The organism is Salinicola aestuarinus, from assembly GCF_003206645.1.
Classification (GTDB): Bacteria; Pseudomonadota; Gammaproteobacteria; order Pseudomonadales; family Halomonadaceae; genus Salinicola; species Salinicola aestuarinus.
The window spans coordinates 586,932-611,936 of sequence record NZ_PZJP01000005.1 but is presented as its reverse complement, the minus strand read 5'-3'; the positions used below and the strand labels follow the sequence as shown (position 1 = coordinate 611,936).

Here is a 25,005-nt window from a genome sequence, read left to right as displayed (position 1 = left end):
GATTGCGATCCCGGGGGCCTGGGCCCGACCGCCGGCAAGCCTACGGCACATACCTCGCGATAGCCAGCCACCGCGTCGCTCGGGGCCTGGGGATGGCTTGTCCGTCTCGCCTAGCTTGCTATGATGAGCATCACCTGTCGGGAGAAAACGATGAATAACCGTGCACCGAGCTACCTGCAACGCCACCCCAATCTGCCGCTCATGGCGGGGGACTGGGAGACCATCGATGCGACCGACCTGGTGGAGATTCCGCTGCTCGGCCAGGTCGCCGCAGGACTGCCGATGGAAGCCTGTCTCGACGATGCCACGGTGCAGGTTCCCGCACGACTCGTCCGGCGCAACACTTACGCGCTGCGGGTCCGCGGCGATTCGATGATCGACAGTCATATCTTCGACGGCGATATCATCATCATCGAACGCTACGAATCCGCCGAAAACGGCGAGACCGCCGTTATCCTGATCAACAATCAGGAGGTCACGCTGAAAAAGCTGTTCATCGAAAAGAACGGCGTACGTCTGCAGCCGGCCAACGACACCATGCCGCCGATCTTTCTCAAAAACGAGGACGTTCAGGTGCTGGGGCTGGTCATGGGTGTCATGCGTCAACCCTCGCAAGCCGCCTGATGCGCTACCCCACACCGGCACTCGCCCCGGACGAGCTGCACGTTCATACCCTGGAAATCGAGAAGAGCCGCTTTATCACCTGGATTGGCCAGGTGGCGACGCCGCAGGCGTTCGAGCAGCTACTGACACGGGCTCGCGGGCACTATCCCGACGCCAGCCACCACTGCAGCGCCTTCATCGCCGGTGCACCGGGGGAGCAGGTCGCCATCGGTTTTTCCGACGATGGGGAACCCGGCGGCACTGCCGGCCGGCCCATGTTTCAGGCCCTCGATGGCAGCGGCATCGGTCGTATCGGGGTCGTGGTCACACGCTACTTCGGCGGTACCAAGCTGGGCACCGGTGGCCTGGTGCGCGCCTACACACAGGCCGTCGTCCAGGCGCTGGATACCCTGCCCCTCGCCACCCATACCGAGCGACGCGAATGTCGCATTCGCGTCGGGTTCGGTCAGGAGGCGGAAACCCGTCACTGGCTTGCCGAGCGGGAAATCCCGGTCGACGGCGTCAGCTACTCGAGTGACGGCGTGTTGCTCAGCCTCGGCTGGCCGGACGACGATAGCGTCTCGATGGAAGCGCTCGAACAGCGTCTGCGCGGCGAGTTGACCCGGCTCGACGCGTGACTCACGCATCGTCGCGGCAGGCGCCGCAGGCGACCTCGTAGGAGAGCTGGATATGCTCGTGAATCAGCGCACGCGCGGCCTCGGTACGGCGATCCAGCGCCAGCTCGACCAGCTCACCGTGCTGGGCGTCCAGCGTCTTCCGCAGACCGGGAATCGCCGGCGCCAGGCGGCGGTAGCGGTCGAACTGATCATGTAGCTGCTCGATGAAGCGCAACAGCCAGCGCGACGCACAGGGCTCAAGCAGGCGGCGGTGGAATTGCAGATGCATCTGCTCCCAGTGTTCGAGATCCTCGGCCTGATCATCGGCCCGCTTGAGCCGATGAAAAGCCGCCAGCAGCTCCGCTTCCCACTGGTCGTCGCCATTGTCCAGCGCCTCGACCAGGGCCTGACGCTCGAACCGCTGTCGTAGCGTCACGATGTCGTCGAGGTCAGTGCGCGTCAGCGCCGGCACGCGAAAACCGCGCTGATTTTCCTGGGTCAGCAGACCGTAGGCAGAGAGCCGATTGAGCGCTTCGCGCAGCGGGCTCAACCCGACCTGGTAGTGGTCCTTGAGCGACTTGATGGCGAGCTTCTCCCCCGCCGCGAACCGCCCCTGAATGAGGTCGCGTTTCAGGGCGGCGTAAATCTGACTGGCGGCAGTGAGCCCTGCAGGTTCTCTTTGCGACATGACCGACTCTTGTTGGTGTTTCGATGTCAGGTGATTTCGATGTCAGGTGATTTCGATGTCAGGTGGTTTCGATGCCGGGTGATTCTGGAACGCATCGCCCGTGGTCAGAGCAGTGCCGGTAACCGGTCGGAGGATCGCTGACGGCGAGACCCGACAATCCCCCTCAACTATTGCCGAATTCGCGTAAAGGTGCGAATTCGCCGCAATGCGGCGAGCCAGCTTGACCCTTCACGCAAGAGAACGTCATAGTAAAAATCGATTTTTGTTGCGACATCGATCGCCCTTCGGCCCATAACAACCGAGAACGCCCGCATGACGACCGCTACCGATGCCGCGGCAGCCGCCCACGGCGCTGCCCCCTTCGACACTCTGCGCTTTTCTTCCGACAGCCCCTACGCCTCACAGCGTAGCGCGACCTATTCGAAAAACGGCATGGTCGCCGCCTCGCAGCCGCAGGCAAGCCAGGTAGGTCGTGACATTCTCATGCAGGGCGGCAACGCCGTAGATGCCGCCATCGCGACAGCCGCTGTCCTCAGTGTGGTCGAACCAACGGGCAACGGCATCGGCGGTGACGCCTTCGCGCTGGTGTGGCTCGCCGACGACGCCCAAGGCGGCAAGCTGCACGGCCTCAACGCCAGTGGCCATGCCCCAGCCGGCCTCACGCCGGAGGCGGTCAAAGCTGCCGGCTTCGATGAGATGCCACTGCACGGCTGGACGCCGGTCACCGTGCCCGGGGTTCCGGCGGCATGGGCAACGCTGTCGAAGACCTACGGCAAGCTCGACTTCGCTACCCTGCTTGCCCCGGCCATTCGCATCGCCCGCGAGGGATTCCCCGTCTCGCCGGTGATTGCCAAGCTGTGGGCGCGCGGCGAGCGCCAGTTTCGAGCCGAAGCCGATGACCCCGCCGTCGCGCCCTGGCTGGATGCCTTCGCCCCGCACGGACGCGCACCGCGCGCCGGCGAGATCCATCGTAACGAGTCGCAGGCCCGCACGCTGGAATCCCTCGCCGCGACCCACTGCGAAAGTTTCTATCGCGGCGAGCTGGCCGAAAAGATCGACGCTTTTTCGCGACAGACCGGCGGCTATCTCCGCGCCGAGGATCTCGCCGGCTATCAGCCGGAGTGGGTCGAGCCGATTTCCGTCAACTATCGCGGCATCGACGTCTGGGAGATTCCGCCCAATGGTCAGGGCATGGTCGCGCTGATGGCACTGCGCCTGATGGAGGGCTTCGATCCCGCGGTTCGCGACGATCCGGAGCTGCTTCACCGCCAGATCGAGGCGATGAAACTCGCCTATACCGATGGCCATCATCACATCACCGATAGCGCCCACATGGCCACCAGCGTCGCATCGCTTTTGAGCGACGCCTATGCCGAGACACGTCGGCGGCTGATCACCGACACCGCGATCGACCCGACGCCCGGCGAGCCCCAGGCCGGCGGCACGGTCTATCTGGCAACGGCGGATGCCGACGGCAACATGGTCTCCTACATCCAGAGCAACTATCACGGTTTTGGCTCGGGTGTGGTCGTGCCGGACACGGGGATCTCGTTGCAGAACCGCGGCCACGGTTTCAGTCTCGATCCGGATCACGTCAATACCCTCGCCCCCGGCAAGCGTACCTTTCACACCATCATTCCCGGTTTTCTGACCCGCGGCGACACGGCGCTAGGCCCCTTCGGCGTGATGGGGGGATTCATGCAACCCCAGGGGCACATGCAGGTGGTGATGAACCTGGTCGATTATCATCTGAATCCGCAGGCGGCACTGGATGCGCCGCGCTGGCAATGGATGGGCGGGCGCAAGGTCGGGATCGAACCGGGCTACCCGCTGCACCTGGTTCGCGACATGGCGGAGCGCGGCCATGAGGTGACACTGGCGGTCGATTCCACCGCCTACGGTCGCGGCCAGATAATCCTGCGCGACCCGCAGACCGGGGTCTGTTGCGGTGGCACCGAGCCGCGTACCGATGCCTCGATCGCGGTCGTCTAGACGATGAAACGACAAGGGCAGCTTTTCATGGCGTTTCTGCGTATCGGCCTGCTCGGCTTCGGCGGCGGCCCGTCGATGATCCCGCTGGTGCGCGCCGAGGCGGTCACCCGCTACGCCTGGATGACCGATGACGAATTCGGCGATGTTCTCGCCATCGGCAATACCCTTCCCGGCCCCATCGCCACCAAGATGGCCGGCTACATCGGCTACCGTGTCGGCGGCGTGTTCGGCTGCATCAATGCCGTCGTTGCCGTCGTGCTGCCCTGCGTGCTGGCCATGATCGCGCTGCTGGGACTGTTCACCCGCTACCGCGATCAGCGCTGGATTCAGGGCATGAGCGAAGGGGTCATCCCGGTGGTCATGGTGATGATGGCGCAGCTGACCTGGGATTTCTTTGCCAAGTCGCGTGCCGCCCTGGGGTGGCTGGCGACGCTGATCATGGGGGGGATCGCCGGCGGACTCATCTACTGGCTGGATGTTCATCCGGGGCTGGTCATCGGCGCGATTCTGGTGGCGGCGCTGCTGCGTCCTTCTCGCAAGAAGGGCACCGGCGCGGCGTCATCCGCCACTGTCGAGGAGCGCAAACGATGATCTACTGGGAGATCTTCCTCGCCTTTTTCATCCCCAACATCATCGGTTACGGCGGCGGACCGGCCATCATTCCCCTGATCGAGAACGAGGTCGTCGGTCACTACGGCTGGATGAGCTCGCAGCAGTTCGCCGAAACGCTGGCACTGGGCAATACGCTGCCCAGTCCCATCGCCACCAAGGTGGCCGGCTACATCGGCTACGAGGTCGGAGGCATTGGCGGTGGCCTGATCGCTACCTTCGCTACCGTCGCTCCGTCACTATTGCTCATGCTGGTCGCCCTCGGCACGCTCTATCGCTACCGCGACTCGATCAAGGTCAAGTCGATGAGCCAGTGGGTGCGTCCCGTGATCATGGTCTTGATGGCCTATCTGACCTGGTCGTTCTTTGACGAAGGGGTCGAGAGTGCCGGGGTGATCCACGTACTCATCATCGGCGCGGTCGCCACGCTGATGCTCTGGAAACTCAAGCTGCATCCGGTATGGGCCGTGGCCGCGGGTCTGGCCTACGGCGCCCTGCTGCTAGGCTGAACGCCACCCGGTGGCACCACTCGCAGGATTAGACGATAACCATCGCTAGAGACCGTCGACGTTAGCCAACTCCAATAAAGGACGCATCGATGCTGGACTACACCACACTGAAAACGACTGCCAAAGACGCAACACGCCATCTCACGGGCTCGGCCTGTGCGCTCGGACTGGCGCTAGGGGTCGCCGCCACGGGCGTGGTCCCCGCGGCCGTGGCGGCCGATTACCCGGATCACGCCATCGAATTCATCGTGCCCTGGTCGCCGGGCGGAGGGAGTGACGCGCTGATGCGCATCATCTCCAACGCCGCCGACGACCACATCGGCCAGCCCATGCCGGTCATCAACATGCCCGGTGTCAGCGGCACGGTGGGCCTTGAAGCCCTCGCCGAGAGCGAGCCGGACGGGTACACCGTCGGTCAGATCCACGAAGGGTTGATGGCCGCCAATGCCACGGGGCTGACGCAGCTGAACTGGGATGACTTCGTGCCCATCGCCTCGCTCGCCTCCTCGCCGCAGTACCTGGTCGTCAATGCCGACAGTGACTGGAATACCTTCGAGGAATTCGCCGAGTATGCCGAATCTCATCCCGGCGACATCCGAATCGGTACGACGCTCGGCGGCATTCCCCATGTCCATTCGGCGATGATCGAAGACGCGATCGATGCGGACTTCCGCTACGTCGGTTTCGAGGGGACCGGCGCGCGGATTCGCGCACTCGTCGGCGGTCACATCGATGCCGCCATCGGCGATGTCTCATCGAGCCTCGAGTTCGTCAAGAACGGCGATTTGCGCTTTCTCGCCGTGGGCACCCAGGAGCGGGTCGAACGCACGCCGGAGGTGCCGACGTTCAAGGAACTCGGCTACGACAACCTCAATCTGACCATCAATCGCGGCATCATCGCGCCGAAGGGAATCGCTGAGGACAAGATCGAGACGCTGGCCAACGGTCTCGAGGCGATGTCCGAAGACCCGGCGTTCATCGAGCGCGTCAATCGGGTAGGCGCCGAGGTCGACTTCATGGGGCCGGATGCTTATGCAAGCTACCTGAGCGGCGTCGACGCCACCGTGAAGCGCCTCTCCGGCAAGCTGGCACGATGACAGCGACACCCAAGATGACCACCGGCGACACGCCGGTGGTCGAAGGGGGCTATGGGCAAGCGCTCGCCAACGCGGTGTTGAACGCCGTTCTGGCGGCGCTCTTCGCCGCGCTGTTCGTGCAGGCCGACGCCCTGCCGTCATCGATGTGGGAACCCTTGGGCTCGGGGTCGTTTCCGCGTCTGGTGCTGGCAGCGCTGGTGGTGTTCAACGTGCTGATTCTGGTGCAGTCGGTACTCTCCCTGCGGCGCCACGACCCGGCTGGCGGCCCGGGAATGATCGCCTGGTGCCTCCAGCGCCGCCTGGCGTTTGCGACCCTCGCTGCCTTCACCCTCTATGCGCTGCTGATGCCCTGGCTTGGCTTTCCGCTCGCGTCGCTGCTCTTTCTAGCCGGTGTGCAGTGGACCCTCGGCGCGCGGCGCGGCAAGCGCCTCGCTATCGCGCTCGTCGTCTCGGTGGTCTTCAGCCTGGGCCTCTACTGGCTTTTCGGTGAGGTCTTTCGGATTTCGCTACCGGCGGGAAGACTCTGGTAGCCGAGCTTTTTTCAGCACTTCGCAACGAGACAACGCGCCATGCCAATGACAACTGCGCTGCTTTCGAGCCTGGATCAACTCTTCACGCTGGCGACCCTGCTCAGCATGGCGATCGGGGTAGTGGCCGGCGTCATCGCCGCCGCGATCCCGGGCTTTACCGTCACCATGGCGATCGTGTTGACGCTGCCGGTGACCTTCACCATGCCGGCCCTGCAGGGCGTGGCGACAATGCTCGCCGTCTACGTGGGCGGCTGCACCGGCGGCCTGATCAGCGCCGCCCTGCTCGGCATTCCGGGCACGCCCTCTGCCGTCGCGACAACCTTCGACGCCTACCCTATGGCTCGCCGCGGCGAACCCGGCAGAGCGCTTGGGCTGGGCATCTGGGCGTCGTTCTTCGGGGCGCTGATCAGCGCGGTGATTCTGATCGTGGCGGCGCCGCCACTGGCAATGATCGCGGTCAAGCTCGGCCCCTGGGAGTACTTCTCGCTGATTCTCTTTGCCGTCACCGTGGTCGCCAGTCTGGTCGGCAAATCAGTCCTCAAGGGGTTGATGATGAGCCTGCTGGGCCTGTTCATCGCCACCATCGGTCAGGATCCGATGATGGGCGTTCCCCGCTTCACCTTCGGCCTCGACCTGCTGGCCTCAGGCATCCCCTTTCTGGTCGTGCTCATCGGCATCTTCGCCGTCAGCCAGCTCGCCGGCGAGGTGGAGAACCCCGACGAACTGCGGCAGAACAAGGCGCTGATCCAAGGCCGGATTCGCTTCGAGCCGTTCAAGGTGATGCGTGAGGTGTTGAGCCGACCGGGCAACCTGATCCGCTCCTCGCTGGTCGGGGTGGTCATCGGTGCCGTACCGGGGGCCGGGGGCAGCATCGCCAACCTGATCGCCTACGATCAGGCCAAGCGCGCCTCCAAGACACCCGAACAGTTCGGCACCGGCATCGCCGACGGCGTGGTCGCTTCGGAGTCCGGCAACTCGGCGACTGCCGGCGGTGGCCTGATTCCCATGATCGCACTCGGCATACCGGGCAGCGCGGTGGACGCGGTGCTCATGGCGGCGCTGATGGTGCAGGGTATCAGCGTCGGCCCTCGGCTGATCATGGACAACGCGGATCTCGCCTACGGTATCTTCCTGGCGATGTTCCTCTCCGCGGCCATGGTGCTCGTATTTTGTCTGCTCAGCATGCGCTGGTTCCTGCGCATCACCGAGATCCCCAAGTCGATCATCGTGCCGGTGGTGCTTATCTGCTGCGCGGTGGGGGCGCTGGCGATGAACAATCGCGTGACCGACCTCTACCTGCTGGTCGGCATCGGCCTGGTCGGCTACCTGTTGGCGAAGCTGGACTATCCCCTCGCACCGCTGGTGCTCGGCGTGATCCTGGGGCCGATCGCCGAAACCAATCTTCGCCGTGCGTTGATGACCAACGAGGACTGGACCCTGTTCCTGACGCGTCCGATCTCGCTGGCACTACTGATTCTGGCGCTGCTCTCCGTCGCCTTTACCGTCCGGCGCGCGCTCCGGCAGCGCCGCGCCAGCTAGGCGACTGGCGAGTCAGACCGCCCCCGTCATTGATGCAACGTCATGGGCCATCACGCCAGGCGTTGCGTCAACCGATAGCTGTGCTAGCGTAGCGGCCCACTTCTCAGGCCGGATGAACCGCTTCTCGATGGTCAAGCCCTCTTCGCTCCCCGCTCCTCTCTCTGTCGGCACCGGTCGCCTAGGCCTGGCGCCCATGGAGGGGGTGATCGATGCCGATACGCGTGACCTGCTCAGCGCCGACGGTGCGCTCGACTGGTGTGTGACCGAGTTCGTGCGCGTGGTGGACGCCAAGCTACCGCCACGCGTCTTTCTCCGCCACTGCCCGGAACTCGCCACCGCCTCGACGCGCGGCCCACTGACGCCATCCGGCGCGCCCGTCACCCTGCAGCTACTCGGCTCCGATCCGGCGGCGCTAACCGCCAATGCCGAACAGGCGATCGCGCTGGGCGCGACGCGGCTCGACATCAATTTTGGCTGTCCTGCGAAGCTGGTCAACCGCCACGATGGCGGCGCTTCGCTGCTACGAACGCCGGCACGGGTCAAAACGGTGGTCGCCGCTGTCGTGGCGGCCGCCGCGCCGCACGGCGTGGCGGTCAACGCCAAGCTCAGACTCGGGTTCGATGATCGACGCGTGGCGCTGGCCTGCGCCCTCGCCGCCGAAGCCGGTGGCGCCAAGGAGCTGGTCGTGCACGCGCGTACGCGTCGCGACGGATACCGTCCCCCGGCGCACTGGGAGTGGGTGGCAAGGATTCGTGCCGCTGTGAGCGTCCCGGTGGTGGTCAACGGCGATATCTGGACACTGGAAGAGTACTGGAAGGCGTGCACGCTTTCCGGCTGCCGTGACGTCATGCTCGGCCGTGGCATGCTGGCCGATCCTTGGCTTGCAAGGCGTATCCGCCACTGGCAGCTGAGCGGTGAACGGCTGGCGGCAACGCCCTGGTCGGCACGCAGCGAGATCCTGTGTCACTACGCGGCGCGCAAGCGAGAGAGAGGCATGCCGGAAAAGGTCGTGGTCTCGTTGCTGAAACAGTGGCTTAACCACATGCGGGCACGAGACGCCGAGGCCGCTGAGCGGTTTCGTCTGCTGCGCCGGGAAACCTCTCTCGCGGCGTTTCTCGAAGGACTGTCGGCGCCACGCCCCGAAGCGACTGACAGCCTGCCCGCCTGATCCGCGGCGGGACGCCGTCGCACCTCGAGTGACGCCCGCCCGTCGCAACGATCGCTGAGGGGTCACGCGGCCGTGACGTGACGTGACGTGACGTGACACAAAGTCTCGGGGCCGTTTCGCAGGCTCTTGGGCTAGTTCGGCGTCGTGCCGACGGCTGGGTGACCCTTCACAACAGCGAACGTTGGTGTACCGGAAGGTGTGCCCAAGCATCAGCGACGGGTTGTTCGTCGAGATTCCACGGAATGACGCGCAAACAAAAACACCCGCACGTTGCCGTGCGGGTGTCATTGATATGGTGCGCCCGGGAGGATTCGAACCTCCGACCCCCTGATTCGTAGTCAGGTACTCTATCCAGCTGAGCTACGGGCGCTTATAACCTGGATGACGATCCGAGCCAATCACAGCTCGTGATGCCAATATTGACTGACTGCAATCTGTGGTGCGCCCGGGAGGATTCGAACCTCCGACCCCCTGATTCGTAGTCAGGTACTCTATCCAGCTGAGCTACGGGCGCTGATCACAAATTGTTAGGTCTTAAGCACCATCTCGGAAGTCGAACTTTTTCGAGCGTTACGACCCAGCGTTGATGTCATCACCTGAAGTGATGTTGGCGGAGAGGGAGGGATTCGAACCCTCGATGAGGCTATAAACCCCATACTCCCTTAGCAGGGGAGCGCCTTCAGCCGCTCGGCCACCTCTCCCTCATCAACACGGCGCATAGGTTACCGATTTCATTAGGCTTTGTCTAGAAGCTGCCTAAACTTTTTTGAGATTCTTTAGCGGCTCGCGACAGGCTGTGAATCGAGAATGAAAAACGAGAGATGGGCGAAAGCGTTTGGCGCCAGAACCCGAGCCGATAAAGGGACGACTTCACCAGCTCAGGCGGTACCAGACTCACACATGGCCATCTAGACGTCCGGACCGCCGTCATCGTCTTCTGATTTCTCGCGCTGTATGCGCTGATAGATCTCTTCACGATGGACAGACACATCCTTAGGCGCGTTGACGCCGATGCGCACCTGGTTCCCCTTCACTCCCAGAACGGTGACAGTGATTTCGTCGCCGATCATGAGAGTCTCTCCCACGCGACGGGTCAGGATGAGCATTGTCTGATCTCCTTCTCAGGCCTTCTTCCATTCTCGGGGTGCTCTCGGGCTGCCTGCTGCGATTAGACCTACCACCCGAGGGGGGCGATTATGCGTCATACAGACCGGTAGGCCAATCACGTCGTTGCCGACGACCGAGGGCGACATTGAAAAAAGCGTTCGAATCCCTTCACTTCATCCAATTCTCCCTAAGCGTAGAAGGCTTGAGACAATCTTGAAGTTGTTATTGGGTTATTCGCTCTGAATACTGTCCTTGTCGAGACCGAACGCGGTGTGAAGCGCGCGCACGGCGAGCTCCATCGCCTTTTCGTCGATGACCACGGAGATCTTGATCTCGGAGGTGGAGACCATCCGGATATTGATATTTTCCTCCGCGAGCACGCGAAACATCTTGGACGCCACGCCGGCGTGGGAGCGCATGCCGACACCGACCAGCGACACCTTGGCGATGTTGTCGTCGCCGCGCAGCTCGCCGCCGCCCAGGGCCGGGATGACGTCGTTCTGCAGGATGCGGAAGGTCTGCTTGTAGTCGCTCTTGGCGACAGTGAACGTGAAATCGGTGTAGTCCCCCGTCGGGGCGACGTTCTGCACGATCATGTCCACTTCGATGTTGGCATCGGAGATGGCGCCAAGAATCCGCGAGGCGACACCGGGAACGTCCGGCGTGTTGAGAAGCGTCAGCTTCGCCTCGTTGGCGGTAAAGGCGATGCCGGAGATGAGCGGTTCTTCCATGGATGCAATTTCCTCGTCTGCAACGATAAGCGTACCGGGGCCTTCCTCGAAGCTCGACAGCACGCGCAGGGGCACGTTGTACTTGCCCGCGAACTCCACCGCACGAATCTGCAGCACCTTGGAGCCGAGACTGGCCAGTTCGAGCATCTCTTCGACGGTAATGCGAGACAGACGCTGCGCCTTGGAGCACACCCGCGGGTCGGTGGTATAGACGCCGTCGACGTCGGTGTAGATCTGACATTCGTCGGCATCGAGAGCCGCCGCCAGCGCCACGCCGGTGGTGTCCGAGCCGCCACGACCGAGCGTCGTGATATTGCCGTCGTCATCGACGCCCTGAAAACCGGCAACCACCACGACCTGCCCTTCGGCCAGGTCGTCCCTGAGGTCATCGGTCTCGATGCGCTGAATACGCGCCTTGGTGTGCGCGCTGTCGGTGCGAATGCCGATCTGAGCGCCGGTGTAGGAAGTGGCGGGCACGCCGAGCTGATGCAGGGCCATTGCCAGCAGCGAGATCGTGACCTGCTCGCCGGTGGAGACCAGCATGTCCATCTCGCGTGGCGTGGGGTCCTCGTTGATCTGTGAGGCCAGATCGATCAGCCGATTGGTCTCCCCGCTCATCGCGGAAACGACGACGACGACCTGGTGGCCCGCGTCCCGATCGCGCTTGACCTTCTCCGCCACCGCCTTGATCCGCTCGACCGAGCCGACGGAGGTGCCTCCGAATTTTTGTACGTATAGCGCCATGAGTCTCTCTATCGCTCCCTAGCGTTGAAGGCCGCCACCCCGGTAGCGGCCCGGTGCATTCAGCCTAGTCGATCCACGATCCAGGCGGGCACGCTCTCCAGTGCCTCGGTCAGACGGCTCGGATCGCTCCCCCCGGCCTGTGCCATGTCGGCGCGTCCACCGCCCTTGCCGCCCACCTGACCGGCGACGTGATTGACCAGCTCGCCGGCCTTGAGGGTCGCCGTCAGATCGTCGGTCACCCCGGCAATGAGGCTCACCTTGCCTTCTTGCGCGGTTGCGAGCACCAGCACACCCGAGCCGAGCTTCGACTTGAGCTGGTCATGCAGGCCGCGAAGCTCCTTGCCAGAGACGCCCTCGACCTGGGTTGCCAGCACTTGCACGCCGGCGACTTGCTGAGCGTGATCGAGCAGATCGTTGCCGGCAGCGCTGGCCAGCTTGGCCTTGAGCCGCTCGAGCTCCTTCTCCAGCGTGCGCTGGCGCTCGAGCATGGCGTCGAGACGTTCGACCACCTGCTCTGGCTTGGCCTTGAGACGCTCGCCGACGGCGTGAATCTGACGTTCCTGGCCCTGGAACCAGGCGAGCGCGCCCTCGCCGGTCACCGCCTCGATACGGCGTACGCCGGAGGCGGTGCCCGACTCGGCGACGATGTGGAAGACACCGATGTCGCCGGTGCGCGCAATGTGTGTCCCGCCGCAGAGCTCGATGGAGAAGTCGTCGGCGCCGATGGTGAGAACGCGAACGCTGTCGGCGTACTTGGCCTCGAACAGCGCCTGAGCTCCCTTCGCCTTCGCCTCGTCCAGCGTCATCTGCTCGGTGATCGTGGGGGCGTTGGCGAGAATCTGCGCATTGACGATGCGCTCGATCTCGACAAGCTGCTCCGGCGTCACCGCTTCGAAGTGACTGAAGTCAAAGCGGAGCCGCTCGGCGCTGACCAGCGAGCCCTTCTGCTGGACATGATCGCCGAGGGTCCGACGAAGCGCCTCGTGCAGCAGGTGCGTCGCGGAGTGGTTACGCATCGTTGCCTGGCGCAGCGAAGCGTCGACTTGCGGCGCCACCCGCTCGCCGACGGCGAGATGCCCGCGAATGAGGACGCCCTCGTGCAGGTGGTGGCCCGCCTGCTTGCGCGTATCGCCGACCTGGAAACGTCCGGCATCGGTGTCGAGATAGCCCGAATCACCTACCTGACCGCCGGACTCGCCGTAGAACGGCGTGCGGTCGAGTACGACGACGCCGCGCTGCCCTTCTTCCAGCGCCTGGAGCTCGCGCCCTTCAGCGTCGACGATCGCCACCACGGTGGCACTGTCCTCGAGGCGGTCGTAGCCGGTAAACTCGGTGGTACCGTCGAGCGACAGCGCCGCCGTGTAGTCGCCGCCGAACTGGCTGGCGGCGCGGGCACGCTGGCGCTGCGCTTCCAGCTCACGCTCGAAACCGGCTTCGTCCAGCGTCACGCCGCGCTCGCGGCAGACATCAGCAGTCAAGTCATACGGAAAACCGTAGGTGTCATAGAGCTTGAAGACGGTCTCACCGGGTAGAACGTCGGCATCGAGCGCCTTGAGGGCTTCGTCGAGCAAGCCCATGCCGTGATCCAGCGTCCGCGCGAACTGCTGCTCTTCTTTCAGCAGGATCTGCTCGATGCGCTCGCGGGCGTCTCGCAGCTCCGGGTAGGCCTCGCCCATCTCGGCATCGAGTGCCGCCACCAGACGGTGGAAGAACGGCTCGTTGGCGCCCAGCTTGTGACCGTGGCGCACGGCGCGGCGAATAATCCGGCGCAGCACGTAGCCGCGACCCTCGTTGGAGGGCAGGACACCGTCGACGATCAGGAAGGCGCAGGAGCGAATGTGATCGGCAATGACGCGCAGTGACGGCGTGGCGGTATCGTCATGCCCGGTGACCTCGGCGGCCGCCAGCAGGAGGTTGTGGAAGAGGTCGATCTCATAGTTCGAGTGCACGCCCTGCATCACCGCCGCCATGCGCTCGAGCCCCATGCCGGTGTCGATCGAGGGCTTGGGCAGCGGCGTCATGGTACCCGTGGCGTCGCGATCGAACTGCATGAATACGAGGTTCCAGACCTCGATGAAGCGATCGCCGTCCTCTTCCGGCGTCCCGGGGGGCCCACCCCACACTTCGGGGCCATGATCGTAGAAGATTTCGGAGCTCGGCCCGCACGGCCCGGTATCGCCCATCTGCCAGAAGTTGTCCTCTTCGAGCCGCGACATCCGCGCCGGATCGACGCCGATCTCATCGGTCCAGATGGCAGCCGCTTCGTCGTCGCTGACGTGAACGGTGACCCAGAGTCGCTCGCGGGGGATGGACAACACCTCGGTGATGAAACGCCAGGCGAAGCGGATGGCATCGGCCTTGAAGTAATCGCCGAAGCTGAAGTTGCCCATCATCTCGAAGAAGGTGTGATGACGAGCGGTATAGCCGACGTTATCGAGATCGTTGTGCTTGCCGCCGGCGCGCACGCAGCGCTGCGCCGAGGTGGCTCGCACATAGGGCCGGGGGTCGCGTCCCAGGAAAACATCCTTGAACGGCACCATGCCGGCGTTGGTAAAGAGTAGCGTCGGGTCGTTTTCCGGTACCAGAGAGGCGGAAGGCACGATGGTGTGTCCGCGCTCCTCGAAGTAGCTCAGAAAGGCCTGTCTGATATCTGCACTTTTCATGAAGGGATCCGTGGCGATGAGCGCATCCACGGCGGCAAGCGGACCACGTGGTGACGCATGAACGAGCGCCGGCCAATGCGGCCGACACAAAGCGCATTAGTATAACGTGGTCGCCTGTCTCTCTGTCGAGTGCAGGCCCTGGCCCGGCCGCTCACGCAGCGCCAATCGGCACCGACCGGGGGCCGGGTCGGCTGACACCGTGGGCGCGTTGGCTGCGCATCACGCCCCTAGAATACCCAAAAGATGCCTGCGATCTCTCCCATGAACGCTCACCGAACCCACGAGTGGGGATTCGACGACATCACAAGACCCGTCGGCGCCAACGAGACAGGGGAAGTCGACAACCCGCAGGAGGGCATCGACACCGTTGAGGGCATCGACAAGTGAAGGCGTCGACAAGTGAGGGCGTCGACAAGTGAAGGCGTCGGCAGGCAAAACACGCCGATACGGCAAAGCCGGGCGTGTCGGGCGATAGCCACACACGATAGCCACACACATGGAAGGGAAAGATCGCGTCAGCGCGCGGCAGGATCCTCCCAGGCGTGTTGCATGGCGTGGCGCACCTGGTCGAACTCGAAGCCGCGACCGGCGAGGAATCGTTCTCGCTTGGCACGCTCTCGCGGAGACGCGCCGGCATCGTCGAAACGCTTGGCGAGCGCCTGCGTGGCAAGCTCGCACCAATCCGGTGACTCGGCCTCGAATGCCAGGTCCGTCAGCGAGTCGTCGATACCCCGCTGACGAATGTCGGCGCGGATTCGGTTGGGGCCCTGCCCGCGCACGAGGCGCGAGCGGACGAACACTTCGGCGAATCGCGAGTCCGACTGCAACCCCTCTGCCGCCAGGCCATCGAGGGCGGGGTCAATCGCCTCGATGGCGACCCCTTTCGACTGCAGGCGCTGAACCAGTTCGGCCCGAGAGTATTCTCGCCGGGCCAGATACTGGATCGCCATGTCACGGGGGGACGTTTCAGGGGAATGCGTCATGCTGCGATCACTACCGAGAGGCGATCAGATCAGGGAGTCGCTGTCGTCTTCCGCAGCAGCGGTCTCTTCGACTTTCTCTTCGCCTTTGGCCACTGGCGCTGCCAGCAGTTGCGCGCGAATCTGATCCTCGATCTCCTTCATGATCTCGGGATGATCCTCAAGATACTGCGCGGAATTGGCCTTGCCCTGACCGATCTTGCTGCCTTTGTAGCTGTACCAGGCGCCCGCCTTGTCGATGAGGCTGCACTGCACGCCAAGATCGATCACTTCGCCGGCATGATAGATGCCCTTGCCGTAGAGAATCTGGAACTCGGACTGGCGGAACGGCGGTGCCACCTTGTTCTTGACCACCTTGACCCGAGTCTCGTTACCGGTGACTTCATCACCCTGCTTGACCGAGCCGACGCGTCGGATATCCAGACGCACGCTGGAGTAGAACTTGAGCGCATTACCGCCGGTGGTGGTTTCGGGGCTGCCGAACATCACGCCGATCTTCATGCGGATCTGGTTGATGAACACCACCATGCAGTTGGCGTTCTTGATGTTACCGGTGATCTTGCGCAGCGCCTGGGACATGAGACGCGCCTGCAGACCGACGTGGGAGTCGCCCATCTCGCCTTCGATCTCGGCGCGGGGCGTCAAGGCTGCCACGGAATCGATGATGATCACGTCGACGCCGCCGGAGCGAACCAACATGTCGCAGATCTCCAGCGCTTGCTCGCCGGTGTCCGGCTGCGAGACCAGCAGCTCGTCGAGATCGACGCCCAGCTTCTCGGCATAGCTCGGATCGAGCGCGTGCTCGGCATCGACGAATGCGCAGGTCTTGCCATCCTTCTGGGCCTGAGCGATGACCGACAGGGTCAGCGTTGTCTTACCCGACGATTCCGGGCCGAAGATCTCGACCACACGACCGAACGGCAGGCCGCCCACGCCGAGCGCAATGTCGAGCCCCAGCGACCCCGTGGATACCACGGGTATCGCGGTACGCGGGGTGTCACCCAGACGCATCACGGTACCCTTGCCAAATTGGCGGTCGATCTGTGACAAAGCCGCGTTGAGCGCCTTGCTGCGGTTTTCGTCCTTTGCCATGAAGGTCTCCTAGGAGTGCACTGAGTGAAGGCGCCGGGGTGGCACCGTCCGTCGAGCGAGGCGGCCCAACCGGTTTCAAATACTGTATGGCTAGACAGTATTATGGAGAAAAAAATGCGGCGCGACTATCCCTGACCCCGCTATTTTAGCCGAGCTTCCACAGGGCCGAGACGCCAGGACTCGATGCCCCAAGGGTTCTCGGTGCCCCGTGTCGCGACGCTTCAGGTCGCGGCCAGCCAGTCGATCAAGCCGGCGAGCGCGATCGCCACGGCACGTTCACGGACCGCCGCACGATCCCCCTCGAACCGGTAGCGCCGGGCGCGTTGCGCCTGCGTGTGACCCCAGGCGATCCAGACGGTACCCACGGGCTTGTCGGCACTGCCGCCGCCCGGCCCCGCCACGCCACTGATGGCGACGCCGAGACCGGCACCGCTGTCCCGGCAGGCGCCGGCGACCATTTCACACACGGTCTGCTCGCTGACGGCGCCGTGGTCCGCAAGGGTCGCTTCACGGACACCGAGCAGCCGGGTCTTGGCGGCGTTGGCATAGGTGACGTAGCCGGTCTCGAAGTAACTCGAACTGCCGGCGACCGCGGTAATCGCCGACGCCACGCCCCCGCCGGTACAGGACTCGGCGGCGGTGACACCAATACCGGCGGTGAGACAGCGCTCGGCCAGCGCATGCGTCAGCGTCTCGAGGGACCGGTCGGCCTCGTCGGGTGGGACAAAGGCAGCGGGAATGGACATGGTGGGCGTATCCGCTCGCAGTGAGGTCGATGCCCAGTATGGAAGGCGTGCCGAATTTGACAACCCACTGCCCGGCCGACGACATCACTTCTTAGACGGTGGTAACGGCGGTGGGCGCGGCGTCTCGGAGGAAGAAGAGGATTGCCAGGCTGCCTCCTCCTCTGCCAGTTCCGCCACCGCAATCTCGAGCAGTATGACGGCGAGTTCACTGACGTTGACGTTACGCCGTTCGGAGGCGAGCACTAGCTGTCGGTAGGACGATTCGCTGAGGTGGTTGAGCACCAGCCGGGCCATGAACGATTCCTCGATGCCGATTTCAAAATACTGTAACGGCTTATCAGTGATCGACCCGGCTGAAATCACTAGACCCGCACGCATGAAGCGCCTGAACGCCTCCCCTTCCGCGGTCTGTCGGATGTCGGCATCGCGGCTGCATGGTACCCTTGCCGCTTTGCCCAATTCGCCGGGAGCGAGGAGCGTCGTCACGAGCGGCAGCGCAGTCACTTTCTGCAAAATCCTCGCTCCCGCCTCGCCTGCCAAGTTACCCACGGAGCGATGCGACACGCCATGCAGGACGCGGCCGCCAGCAAGTCTTCCCAGCACACGCCGATGATGGCGCAGTTTCTCAAGATCAAGCGCGAACATCCCGATGTACTGCTTTTCTATCGCATGGGCGATTTCTACGAGCTCTTCTTTGACGACGCCAAGCGCGCCGCCAAGCTGCTCGACATCACCCTGACCGCGCGCGGCCAGTCCGCCGGCACGCCGATCCCCATGGCCGGCGTGCCCTACCACAGTGCCGAAAACTATCTGGCGCGGCTGGTGAAGTCGGGCGAGTCGGTAGCGATCTGCGAGCAGATCGGCGACCCCGCCACTTCCAAGGGGCCGGTGGAACGCCGCGTGGTGCGCATCGTCACCCCCGGGACGCTGCACGACGAAGCCCTGCTCGACGAGCGCCGCGACAACCTGCTGATTGCCCTGCATCGCCATGGCGAACGCTGGGGAATCGCCGGGCTCGAGCTCTCCAGCGGGCGCTTCAACGTGCTGGAAGTGGATACCGAGGCCGACCTGATGGCCGAGATCCACCGTCTGCAGCCTGCCGAGGTACTGGCCGCCGAAAGCCTCAGTCTCCCCATCGCGCTCACCGAGCGGACCGGCCTGCGCCGTCAGAGCGACTGGCACTTCGATCTGGAGACCGCCCAGCGGCTGCTGTGCGATCAGTTTGGTGTCGCCGACCTGCGCGGTTTTGGCTGCACCCACCTGGAGACCGCCGTCGTCGCCGCCGGCGTGCTGATCGACTATGCCCGTGACACCCAGCGCTCGCGGCTGCCACACGTCACCGCGCTCGGCGTCGAAAGCCGCGACGATGCCGTGGTGATCGACGCCGCCAGTCGTCGCAATCTCGAGATCGACATCAATCTCGGTGGCAACAGCGACAACACCCTGGCGAGCGTGCTCGACACCAGCGTCACGCCGATGGGCTCGCGCCTGCTCAAGCGCTGGCTGAACCGCCCGTTGCGCGACCACGCGCAGATCGGCGCACGCCAGGCCGCCGTGCAGTTGCTGATGGAGAACGACGATCACACCCTCCTGCGCGAGCCTCTGGCGACAGTGGGGGACGTCGAGCGTATCCTCGCCCGCGTCGCGCTGCGCAGCGCCCGGCCCCGCGACCTCGCTCGGCTGCGGGATGCCCTGGCCGCACTGCCGACGCTCAGGGACGATCTCGCCCGCATCGACGGCGCGAGCGCGCTGGACGACCTGGCGCAGCACATCGTGCCCTACCCCGAGCTTGCCGACACCCTGGCCCGCGCCCTCGTCGACAACCCACCGGTAGTCATTCGCGACGGCGGAGTGCTGCGGGAAGGTTTCGACGAGGAGCTCGACGAGTATCGCGGCCTCGCCGAACACGCCGGTGACTATCTCGTCCAGCTCGAGACACGGGAGCGGGAACGCACCGGGCTCAGCGGACTCAAGGTCGGCTACAACCGGGTCCACGGCTACTACATCGAAATTCCCCGGGCGCAGGCGCGCGAGGTACCGGCAGACTACATTCGTCGCCAGACGTTGAAGAACGCCGAGCGCTTCATCATCCCCGAGCTCAAGGAGTTCGAGGACAAGGCGCTCTCCGCCAAGTCACGGGCGCTGGCCCGGGAGAAGCTGCTCTACGAGAGCCTGATCGACACGCTCAACGCCGCGCTCGACGCGCTGCAGGCCACCGGACGCGCCCTCGCCGCCCTCGACGTGCTGTGTACCTTTGCCGAGCGCGCCCAGGCGCTGGATTTCGTCCGTCCCGCGCTACGCGAGACGCCCGGCATTCGCATCCTTGGTGGACGCCACCCGGTGGTCGAGCACGTCAGCCAGCACCCCTTCGTGCCCAACGATCTGGTGCTCGACGACGACCGCCGGATGCTGGTCATCACCGGTCCCAATATGGGCGGCAAGTCCACCTACATGCGTCAGGCGGCGCTGATCGCGCTGCTGGCCCATACCGGCGCTTTCGTGCCCGCCGAGCGGGTCGAGATCGGCCCCATCGATCGCATCTTCACCCGTATCGGTTCCAGCGACGATCTCGCGGGCGGGCGATCCACGTTCATGGTGGAAATGACCGAAACCGCCAGCATCCTGCACAACGCCACGGCCGAAAGCCTGGTGCTGATGGATGAGATTGGCCGCGGCACCAGCACCTTCGACGGCCTGTCCCTGGCCTGGGCCAGCGCCGAGCACCTCGCCGCCCAGCGTGCCTTCACGCTCTTCGCCACCCACTACTTCGAGATGACGGCCCTCGCCGAACATGAGGAAGGCGTGGCCAACGTCCACCTCACTGCCGCCGAGCACGGCGACGGCATCGTCTTCATGCATCGGGTGGAAGAGGGACCGGCGAGTCAGAGCTATGGGCTGCAGGTCGCCCAGCTCGCCGGCGTCCCGCAGAACGTGATCGCGCGCGCTCGGGAAAAACTGTCGAGTCTCGAACAGCCCGCGGCGACGCTGGAGGCGCGTCCGAGTGCGACACCGGCGCCGCAGCAGGCAGACCTTTTCGCCGCTACGCCTCATCCGGCGCTCGAAGCACTGGAGACGCTCGATGTCGACTCGCTCACGCCGCGGGCGGCGCTGGAGCTGCTCTATCGTCTCAAGGAGATGGACGCCAAATAGTCGAGAGCGCCCGTTCACTCGCGCTCGACACGGCAGGCGAAACAGCCTGGCGCGGCGTAGTGAAAGTGCAGGTAGTCGATTCGCGCGTCCTCGAGCAGCGTCTCAATCGGTGTCGCGACATCATGCCTCTGGCAGAGTGTCGCCACCGTCAGGAAGCCGGCCGCATCAAAGGCTCTCAGCGCCAGTGAGCGTTTGGCCAGCGACGGTGGCACCTCGCCATGCCGGTAGATGCCGCGGGTCGCGCCCTGCGTGATGAAGATCGGCCCGGCGGCGCGGTAGGGTGAAGCCACCGCATGATGCCGAAAATGCACCAGCCAGACCGGACTGCCCGGCTCGGCATCGTTCAGCGTCGCGCGACACGGCAGGTTCGCCTCCGGCGTCACAGGGAAGCGTGTCGCGAGACCGCGACCCGCGAGATGGTCGAAATCGATCGATTGCGCATCGATACCGACGAAACGAAAGGACATGGGGCAGCCTCCTTGGGCAGCGCGATCAGCAAGGAATCTGCCCCGACCACCCTTTCGGCGCCGGCCATTTCCGGAACTCGAGCTATAACGCCATAGCGAGACGTTCCCTCGCCCGGCTTGCCGCTATTGGCGCGCCACGCCTAGAATATGGCGCCACTGTTGGACCCCGGCGGCGCCGCGATTCGCGGTGACTATCAAGAAGAGGGGTAATGGGTCGGTCGAAAGGCCGGCGATATGACTCACCCTCGTCGTCATTACACTCCGCCGACGACCGTACCGCGACGCGCCCGGCCGAGAAGCGCCAAATCAGCCGCTCGGCCTCGTAAAGGAGAGAAGATCCATGACGTTCGTCGTCACCGAGAACTGCATCAAGTGCAAATACACCGACTGCGTCGAGGTCTGCCCGGTCGACTGTTTTTACGAGGGGCCCAACTTCCTCGTCATTCATCCGGACGAGTGCATCGACTGCGCGCTCTGCGAGCCGGAGTGTCCCGCCGAGGCGATCTTCTCGGAGGACGAGCTACCCGAGGGACAGCAGCAGTTCATCGAGTTGAACGCCGAGCTCTCCGAGGTGTGGCCGAACATCACCGAGCAGAAGGACCCGCCCGAGGATGCCAAGGAGTGGGATGGCAAGCCGAACAAGATCGAGGTGCTCGAGCGCTGATCCGGCGAGACCGTTTTATCGCGTGAACGCAAGAAGGCCGCTCGATGAGCGGCCTTCTTCGTCTAGACGCTGAACGATCAGCCTGTCTACCGATCAGCGGTTACTGCCCCTTGATGGCCTTGCGCCCCGGGTAGGCCGCCTGACCGCCCAGCTCGTCCTCGATCACCAGCAGCCGGTTGTATTTGGCCACGCGGTCGGAGCGGCAGAGCGAACCGGTCTTGATCTGACCGGCGGATGTGCCGACGGCCAGATCCGCGATGGTGGTGTCCTCGGTCTCGCCGGAACGGTGGGAGATGACCGCGGTAAAGCCGGCATCGTGGGCCATCTTGATCGCATCCAGGGTCTCCGAGAGCGAGCCGATCTGGTTGAACTTGATCAGGATGGAGTTGCCGATCTTCTCGTCGATGCCCCGCTTGAGAATCCGCGTATTGGTCACGAAGAGATCGTCGCCGACCAGCTGTACCTTGTCGCCGATCTTGTCGGTGAGCGCCTTCCACCCGTCCCAGTCGGACTCGTCCATGCCGTCTTCCACCGAGACGATCGGATACTGATCGCAGAGGTCGGCCAGGTAGTCGGTGAAGCCCGCCGCGTCGTACTGCTTGCCCTCGCCGGCGAGGTCGTAGACGCCATCCTTGTAGAACTCGCTGGAGGCGCAATCGAGTGCCAGGGTGACGTCCTTGCCCAGGGTGTAGCCGGCGTCGTCGACCGCCTGCTTGATCACCGCCAGCGCCTCGGCGTTGGAGGAGAGATTGGGCGCGAAGCCGCCTTCGTCCCCCACCGAGGTGGAGAGCCCCTTGGCAGAGAGCACCTTCTTGAGGGCATGGAAGATCTCGGCGCCGGTGCGCAGCGCTTCGCGGAAGTCCGGCGCGCCGACGGGCTGGATCATGAACTCCTGAATGTCGACGTTGTTATCCGCGTGCTCGCCGCCGTTGAGAATGTTCATCATCGGCACCGGCATCAGGTACTGACCCGGCTGGCCGTAGAGTTCGGCAATGTGCGCGTAGAGCGGCAGGCCCTTGGCGATGGCGGCCGCCTTGGCCGCGGCCAGCGAGACGGCGAGAATCGCGTTGGCGCCCAGATTCGCCTTGTTGTCGCTGCCATCGAGGGCGAGCATGGCGTCATCGAGCGCGCGCTGATCGCTGGCGTCCATCCCCAGCAGCTGCTCGCGGATCTGACCGTTGACCGCCTCGACGGCCTTGAGCACGCCCTTGCCCAGATAACGAGACTTGTCGCCGTCACGCAGTTCCAGCGCTTCACGCGACCCGGTCGACGCGCCGCTCGGCGCGCAGGCGCTCGCCTCGATCCCCCCGGCCAGCACGACCTTTGCCTGCACTGTCGGGTTGCCTCGGGAATCGAGCACTTCGAGGCCACGAATATCTACGATCTCAGCCATGTCACATCGTCCTGTCAGAGGATTGCTTAACGCTTGAACGCCTGGACGGTCGAACGCCTGGATGCTCGACCGTCTGAAAGCCGCGCGATCTCGCGCCGGGGATGCCGCGACTCGCTCAGCGGCGAGCCGACGCCGGGGCGAATGCGCCGCGTCCGGAAGGCTTCGAGCTTAGCCAATCGAAGCCATCGCGGTCCATCGTCTACAACGCAAGCGGGGGATGAATCGCTTCATCCCCCGCAACCGGTCACTCCTGGTGGCTATGGCCATGATGGCGCTGGCGCTGCGCCTTGTGCTCCACCGCGGCATTGACGAAGCCGGTGAAGAGCGGATGGCCGTCCCGCGGCGTGGAGGTGAACTCCGGATGGAACTGACACGCCACGAACCAGGGGTGATCCGCCAGCTCGACCATCTCGACCAGCGACTGATCGCCGCTCTTGCCGGAGATGACCAGCCCGGCGTCCTCGAGCGCATCGACGAACTGATTGTTCACTTCGAAGCGGTGGCGATGACGCTCGGTGATGGTATCCAGACCATAGATCTCGCGCGCTTTGGAGTCCGGCTTCAGCTGACACTCCTGACCGCCGAGGCGCATGGTGCCGCCGAGATCGGAGGCTTCGTCGCGCAGCTCGATCTGCCCTTCCGCATTGATCCACTCGGTGATCAGACCGACCACCGGATGCTGGGTATCGCGAGTGAACTCGGTAGAGTTGGCGTCTTCCCAGCCGGCCTTGTTGCGGGCGAACTCGATCACCGCCACCTGCATGCCGAGGCAAATGCCCAGGTAGGGGATGCCGTTCTCGCGGGCAAAGCGGGCGGTGGCGATCTTGCCCTCGACGCCGCGCTCTCCGAAGCCGCCCGGGACCAGAATCGCATCCTTGCCAGCGAGACGTTCGACGCCCTGACGCTCGATCAGCTCGGAGTCGACGTACTCGACGTTGACCTTCACCCGGGTCTGGATCCCGGCGTGGATCAGCGCTTCGTTGAGCGACTTGTAGGCGTCGAGCAGCTCCATGTACTTGCCGACCATGGCGATGTTGATCGTCTTGAGCGGGTTGAGCTTGGCGTCGAGCACGTGGATCCACTCGCCCAGATCCGCCTGCGGCGCTTCGAGCCGGAACTTGTCGCAGACGATTTCGTCGAGGCCGTGCTCGTGAAGCATCAGCGGGATGCGGTAGATGGTGTCGGCATCCTGCAGCGGAATCACCGCCCGCTCCTCGACGTTGGTGAACAACGCGATCTTGCGTCGCTCACTCTCCTCGAGCTCGACTTCGCTGCGGCAGATCAGGATATCCGGCTGAATACCGATCGAGCGCAGCTCCTTGACGCTGTGCTGAGTCGGCTTGGTCTTGGTCTCGCCGGCCGTCTTGATGTAGGGCACCAGGGTAAGGTGCATGAACAACGCGCGGCTGGCGCCGACTTCGCTGCGCAGCTGGCGGATCGACTCGAGAAACGGAAGCGATTCGATGTCGCCGACGGTACCGCCGATCTCCACCAGCGCCACGTCGTATCCCTCTCCCCCCTTGATCACGCGGTGCTTGATCTCGTCGGTGATGTGCGGGATCACCTGCACCGTGCCGCCGAGATAGTCGCCGCGGCGCTCCTTGCGGAGCACGTGTTCGTAGACGCGCCCGGTGGTGAAGTTGTTGCCCTGGGTCATCTTGGTGCGGATGAACCGCTCGTAGTGGCCCAGGTCGAGATCGGTCTCCGCGCCATCCTCGGTGACGAACACTTCGCCGTGCTGGAACGGGCTCATGGTCCCGGGATCGACGTTGATGTACGGATCCAGCTTGAGGATGGTGACCTTGAGGCCGCGGGCCTCGAGAATAGCCGCCAGCGAAGCCGACGCGATGCCCTTGCCGAGAGAGGACACAACGCCGCCGGTCACGAAGATATATCGTGTCATGGAAAACCTGTCG

General features: G+C 64.2%; 23 protein-coding genes and 3 tRNA genes. 12 read left to right on the top strand and 14 right to left on the bottom strand.

Annotated features, from left to right (window positions below; translation table 11 throughout):
- Positions 1-150 precede the first annotated feature (150 nt).
- On the top strand, positions 151-624 hold the full coding sequence (locus tag DOM41_RS08130) for a LexA family protein (protein WP_110686320.1): 474 nt from the start codon (positions 151-153) through the stop codon (positions 622-624).
- A complete protein-coding gene (locus tag DOM41_RS08125; protein WP_110686319.1) occupies positions 624-1,241 on the top strand; it encodes an IMPACT family protein in 618 nt (205 codons plus the stop codon). Before DOM41_RS08130 ends, DOM41_RS08125 begins: the two co-directional genes overlap by 1 nt.
- Position 1,242: 1 nt before the next feature.
- Here the strand turns inward: DOM41_RS08125 and DOM41_RS08120 are convergent, their stop codons facing one another.
- Positions 1,243-1,908 carry a GntR family transcriptional regulator gene (locus DOM41_RS08120; RefSeq protein ID WP_110686318.1) on the bottom strand — a complete coding sequence of 222 codons (666 nt, stop codon included), beginning with the start codon at positions 1,906-1,908 and terminating at the stop codon, positions 1,243-1,245.
- 432 nt (positions 1,909-2,340) lie between these two features.
- On the opposite strand from DOM41_RS08120, the gene DOM41_RS08115 reads away from it, so the two are divergent.
- The 7 genes from DOM41_RS08115 to DOM41_RS08085 all read left to right on the top strand — a co-directional run bounded on the left by DOM41_RS08115 (position 2,341) and on the right by DOM41_RS08085 (position 9,352).
- Positions 2,341-3,900 carry a gamma-glutamyltransferase family protein gene (locus tag DOM41_RS08115; RefSeq protein ID WP_223160965.1) on the top strand — a complete coding sequence of 520 codons (1,560 nt, stop codon included), beginning with the start codon at positions 2,341-2,343 and terminating at the stop codon, positions 3,898-3,900.
- A 3-nt stretch (positions 3,901-3,903) separates the two neighbouring features.
- The gene (locus DOM41_RS08110) at positions 3,904-4,491 is read left to right on the top strand and encodes a chromate transporter (RefSeq protein ID WP_110686316.1); all 588 of its coding nucleotides are present in this window, start codon (positions 3,904-3,906) and stop codon (positions 4,489-4,491) included.
- On the top strand, positions 4,488-5,018 hold the full coding sequence (locus tag DOM41_RS08105) for a chromate transporter (protein WP_110686315.1): 531 nt from the start codon (positions 4,488-4,490) through the stop codon (positions 5,016-5,018). The genes DOM41_RS08110 and DOM41_RS08105 overlap by 4 nt, the downstream gene beginning before the upstream one ends.
- An 89-nt stretch (positions 5,019-5,107) precedes the next feature.
- On the top strand, positions 5,108-6,115 hold the full coding sequence (locus DOM41_RS08100; protein WP_110686314.1) for a Bug family tripartite tricarboxylate transporter substrate binding protein: 1,008 nt from the start codon (positions 5,108-5,110) through the stop codon (positions 6,113-6,115).
- Positions 6,112-6,645, top strand: coding sequence for a tripartite tricarboxylate transporter TctB family protein (locus DOM41_RS08095; protein ID WP_110686313.1), 534 nt, complete (start codon positions 6,112-6,114; stop codon positions 6,643-6,645). The genes DOM41_RS08100 and DOM41_RS08095 overlap by 4 nt, the downstream gene beginning before the upstream one ends.
- A gap of 39 nt (positions 6,646-6,684) precedes the next feature.
- Entirely contained in the window at positions 6,685-8,184 is a 1,500-nt protein-coding gene (locus DOM41_RS08090) for a tripartite tricarboxylate transporter permease (RefSeq protein WP_245391776.1), read from the top strand.
- A gap of 193 nt (positions 8,185-8,377) precedes the next feature.
- A complete protein-coding gene (locus tag DOM41_RS08085; RefSeq protein WP_110686311.1) occupies positions 8,378-9,352 on the top strand; it encodes a tRNA dihydrouridine synthase in 975 nt (324 codons plus the stop codon).
- A gap of 293 nt (positions 9,353-9,645) precedes the next feature.
- Here DOM41_RS08085 and DOM41_RS08080 read toward each other — a convergent pair.
- The 6 genes from DOM41_RS08080 to alaS form a co-directional block, all read right to left on the bottom strand.
- A tRNA-Arg gene (locus tag DOM41_RS08080) sits at positions 9,646-9,722 on the bottom strand.
- 67 nt (positions 9,723-9,789) lie between these two features.
- Positions 9,790-9,866, bottom strand: a tRNA-Arg gene (locus DOM41_RS08075).
- 94 nt (positions 9,867-9,960) lie between these two features.
- Positions 9,961-10,053 (bottom strand) — tRNA-Ser (locus DOM41_RS08070).
- Positions 10,054-10,260: 207 nt separating this feature from the next.
- The gene (gene csrA, locus DOM41_RS08065; protein ID WP_110686310.1) at positions 10,261-10,458 is read right to left on the bottom strand and encodes a carbon storage regulator CsrA; all 198 of its coding nucleotides are present in this window, start codon (positions 10,456-10,458) and stop codon (positions 10,261-10,263) included.
- 231 nt (positions 10,459-10,689) lie between these two features.
- On the bottom strand, positions 10,690-11,934 hold the full coding sequence (locus DOM41_RS08060) for an aspartate kinase (protein ID WP_110686309.1): 1,245 nt from the start codon (positions 11,932-11,934) through the stop codon (positions 10,690-10,692).
- A 59-nt stretch (positions 11,935-11,993) separates the two neighbouring features.
- Positions 11,994-14,597 (bottom strand): alanine--tRNA ligase, encoded by a 2,604-nt coding sequence (alaS, locus tag DOM41_RS08055; RefSeq protein WP_110686308.1) that lies wholly within the window; start codon positions 14,595-14,597, stop codon positions 11,994-11,996.
- A gap of 261 nt (positions 14,598-14,858) precedes the next feature.
- Between alaS and DOM41_RS17880 the strand changes: the two genes are divergently transcribed.
- Positions 14,859-14,984, top strand: coding sequence for a hypothetical protein (locus DOM41_RS17880; RefSeq protein WP_280951218.1), 126 nt, complete (start codon positions 14,859-14,861; stop codon positions 14,982-14,984).
- 128 nt (positions 14,985-15,112) lie between these two features.
- Here the strand turns inward: DOM41_RS17880 and DOM41_RS08050 are convergent, their stop codons facing one another.
- The 4 genes from DOM41_RS08050 to DOM41_RS08035 all read right to left on the bottom strand — a co-directional run bounded on the left by DOM41_RS08050 (position 15,113) and on the right by DOM41_RS08035 (position 17,928).
- A complete protein-coding gene (locus tag DOM41_RS08050) occupies positions 15,113-15,580 on the bottom strand; it encodes a regulatory protein RecX (RefSeq protein ID WP_110686307.1) in 468 nt (155 codons plus the stop codon).
- 24 nt (positions 15,581-15,604) lie between these two features.
- Positions 15,605-16,669, bottom strand: coding sequence for a recombinase RecA (gene recA, locus DOM41_RS08045; RefSeq protein ID WP_110686306.1), 1,065 nt, complete (start codon positions 16,667-16,669; stop codon positions 15,605-15,607).
- Between the two features lie 221 nt (positions 16,670-16,890).
- Positions 16,891-17,415 (bottom strand): CinA family protein, encoded by a 525-nt coding sequence (locus DOM41_RS08040; RefSeq protein WP_110686305.1) that lies wholly within the window; start codon positions 17,413-17,415, stop codon positions 16,891-16,893.
- Positions 17,416-17,499: 84 nt separating this feature from the next.
- The gene (locus DOM41_RS08035) at positions 17,500-17,928 is read right to left on the bottom strand and encodes a hypothetical protein (RefSeq protein WP_110686304.1); all 429 of its coding nucleotides are present in this window, start codon (positions 17,926-17,928) and stop codon (positions 17,500-17,502) included.
- A 54-nt stretch (positions 17,929-17,982) separates the two neighbouring features.
- On the opposite strand from DOM41_RS08035, the gene mutS reads away from it, so the two are divergent.
- A complete protein-coding gene (mutS, locus tag DOM41_RS08030; RefSeq protein ID WP_110686303.1) occupies positions 17,983-20,565 on the top strand; it encodes a DNA mismatch repair protein MutS in 2,583 nt (860 codons plus the stop codon).
- Positions 20,566-20,579: 14 nt separating this feature from the next.
- On the opposite strand, the gene DOM41_RS08025 is transcribed toward mutS, so the two are convergent.
- Positions 20,580-21,032 carry a DUF1203 domain-containing protein gene (locus DOM41_RS08025; protein WP_110686302.1) on the bottom strand — a complete coding sequence of 151 codons (453 nt, stop codon included), beginning with the start codon at positions 21,030-21,032 and terminating at the stop codon, positions 20,580-20,582.
- Positions 21,033-21,372: 340 nt separating this feature from the next.
- Here DOM41_RS08025 and fdxA point away from each other — a divergent pair, with 340 nt between their 5' ends.
- Positions 21,373-21,696, top strand: a complete 324-nt coding sequence (gene fdxA / locus DOM41_RS08020) for a ferredoxin FdxA (protein WP_110686301.1) — start codon at positions 21,373-21,375, stop codon at positions 21,694-21,696.
- Positions 21,697-21,796: 100 nt separating this feature from the next.
- Here the strand turns inward: fdxA and eno are convergent, their stop codons facing one another.
- Together eno and DOM41_RS08010 are read right to left on the bottom strand one after the other, a co-directional pair.
- Positions 21,797-23,089 (bottom strand): phosphopyruvate hydratase, encoded by a 1,293-nt coding sequence (eno, locus tag DOM41_RS08015; protein WP_110686300.1) that lies wholly within the window; start codon positions 23,087-23,089, stop codon positions 21,797-21,799.
- 244 nt (positions 23,090-23,333) lie between these two features.
- Positions 23,334-24,992 (bottom strand): CTP synthase, encoded by a 1,659-nt coding sequence (locus DOM41_RS08010; protein ID WP_110686299.1) that lies wholly within the window; start codon positions 24,990-24,992, stop codon positions 23,334-23,336.
- Positions 24,993-25,005: the final 13 nt, after the last annotated feature.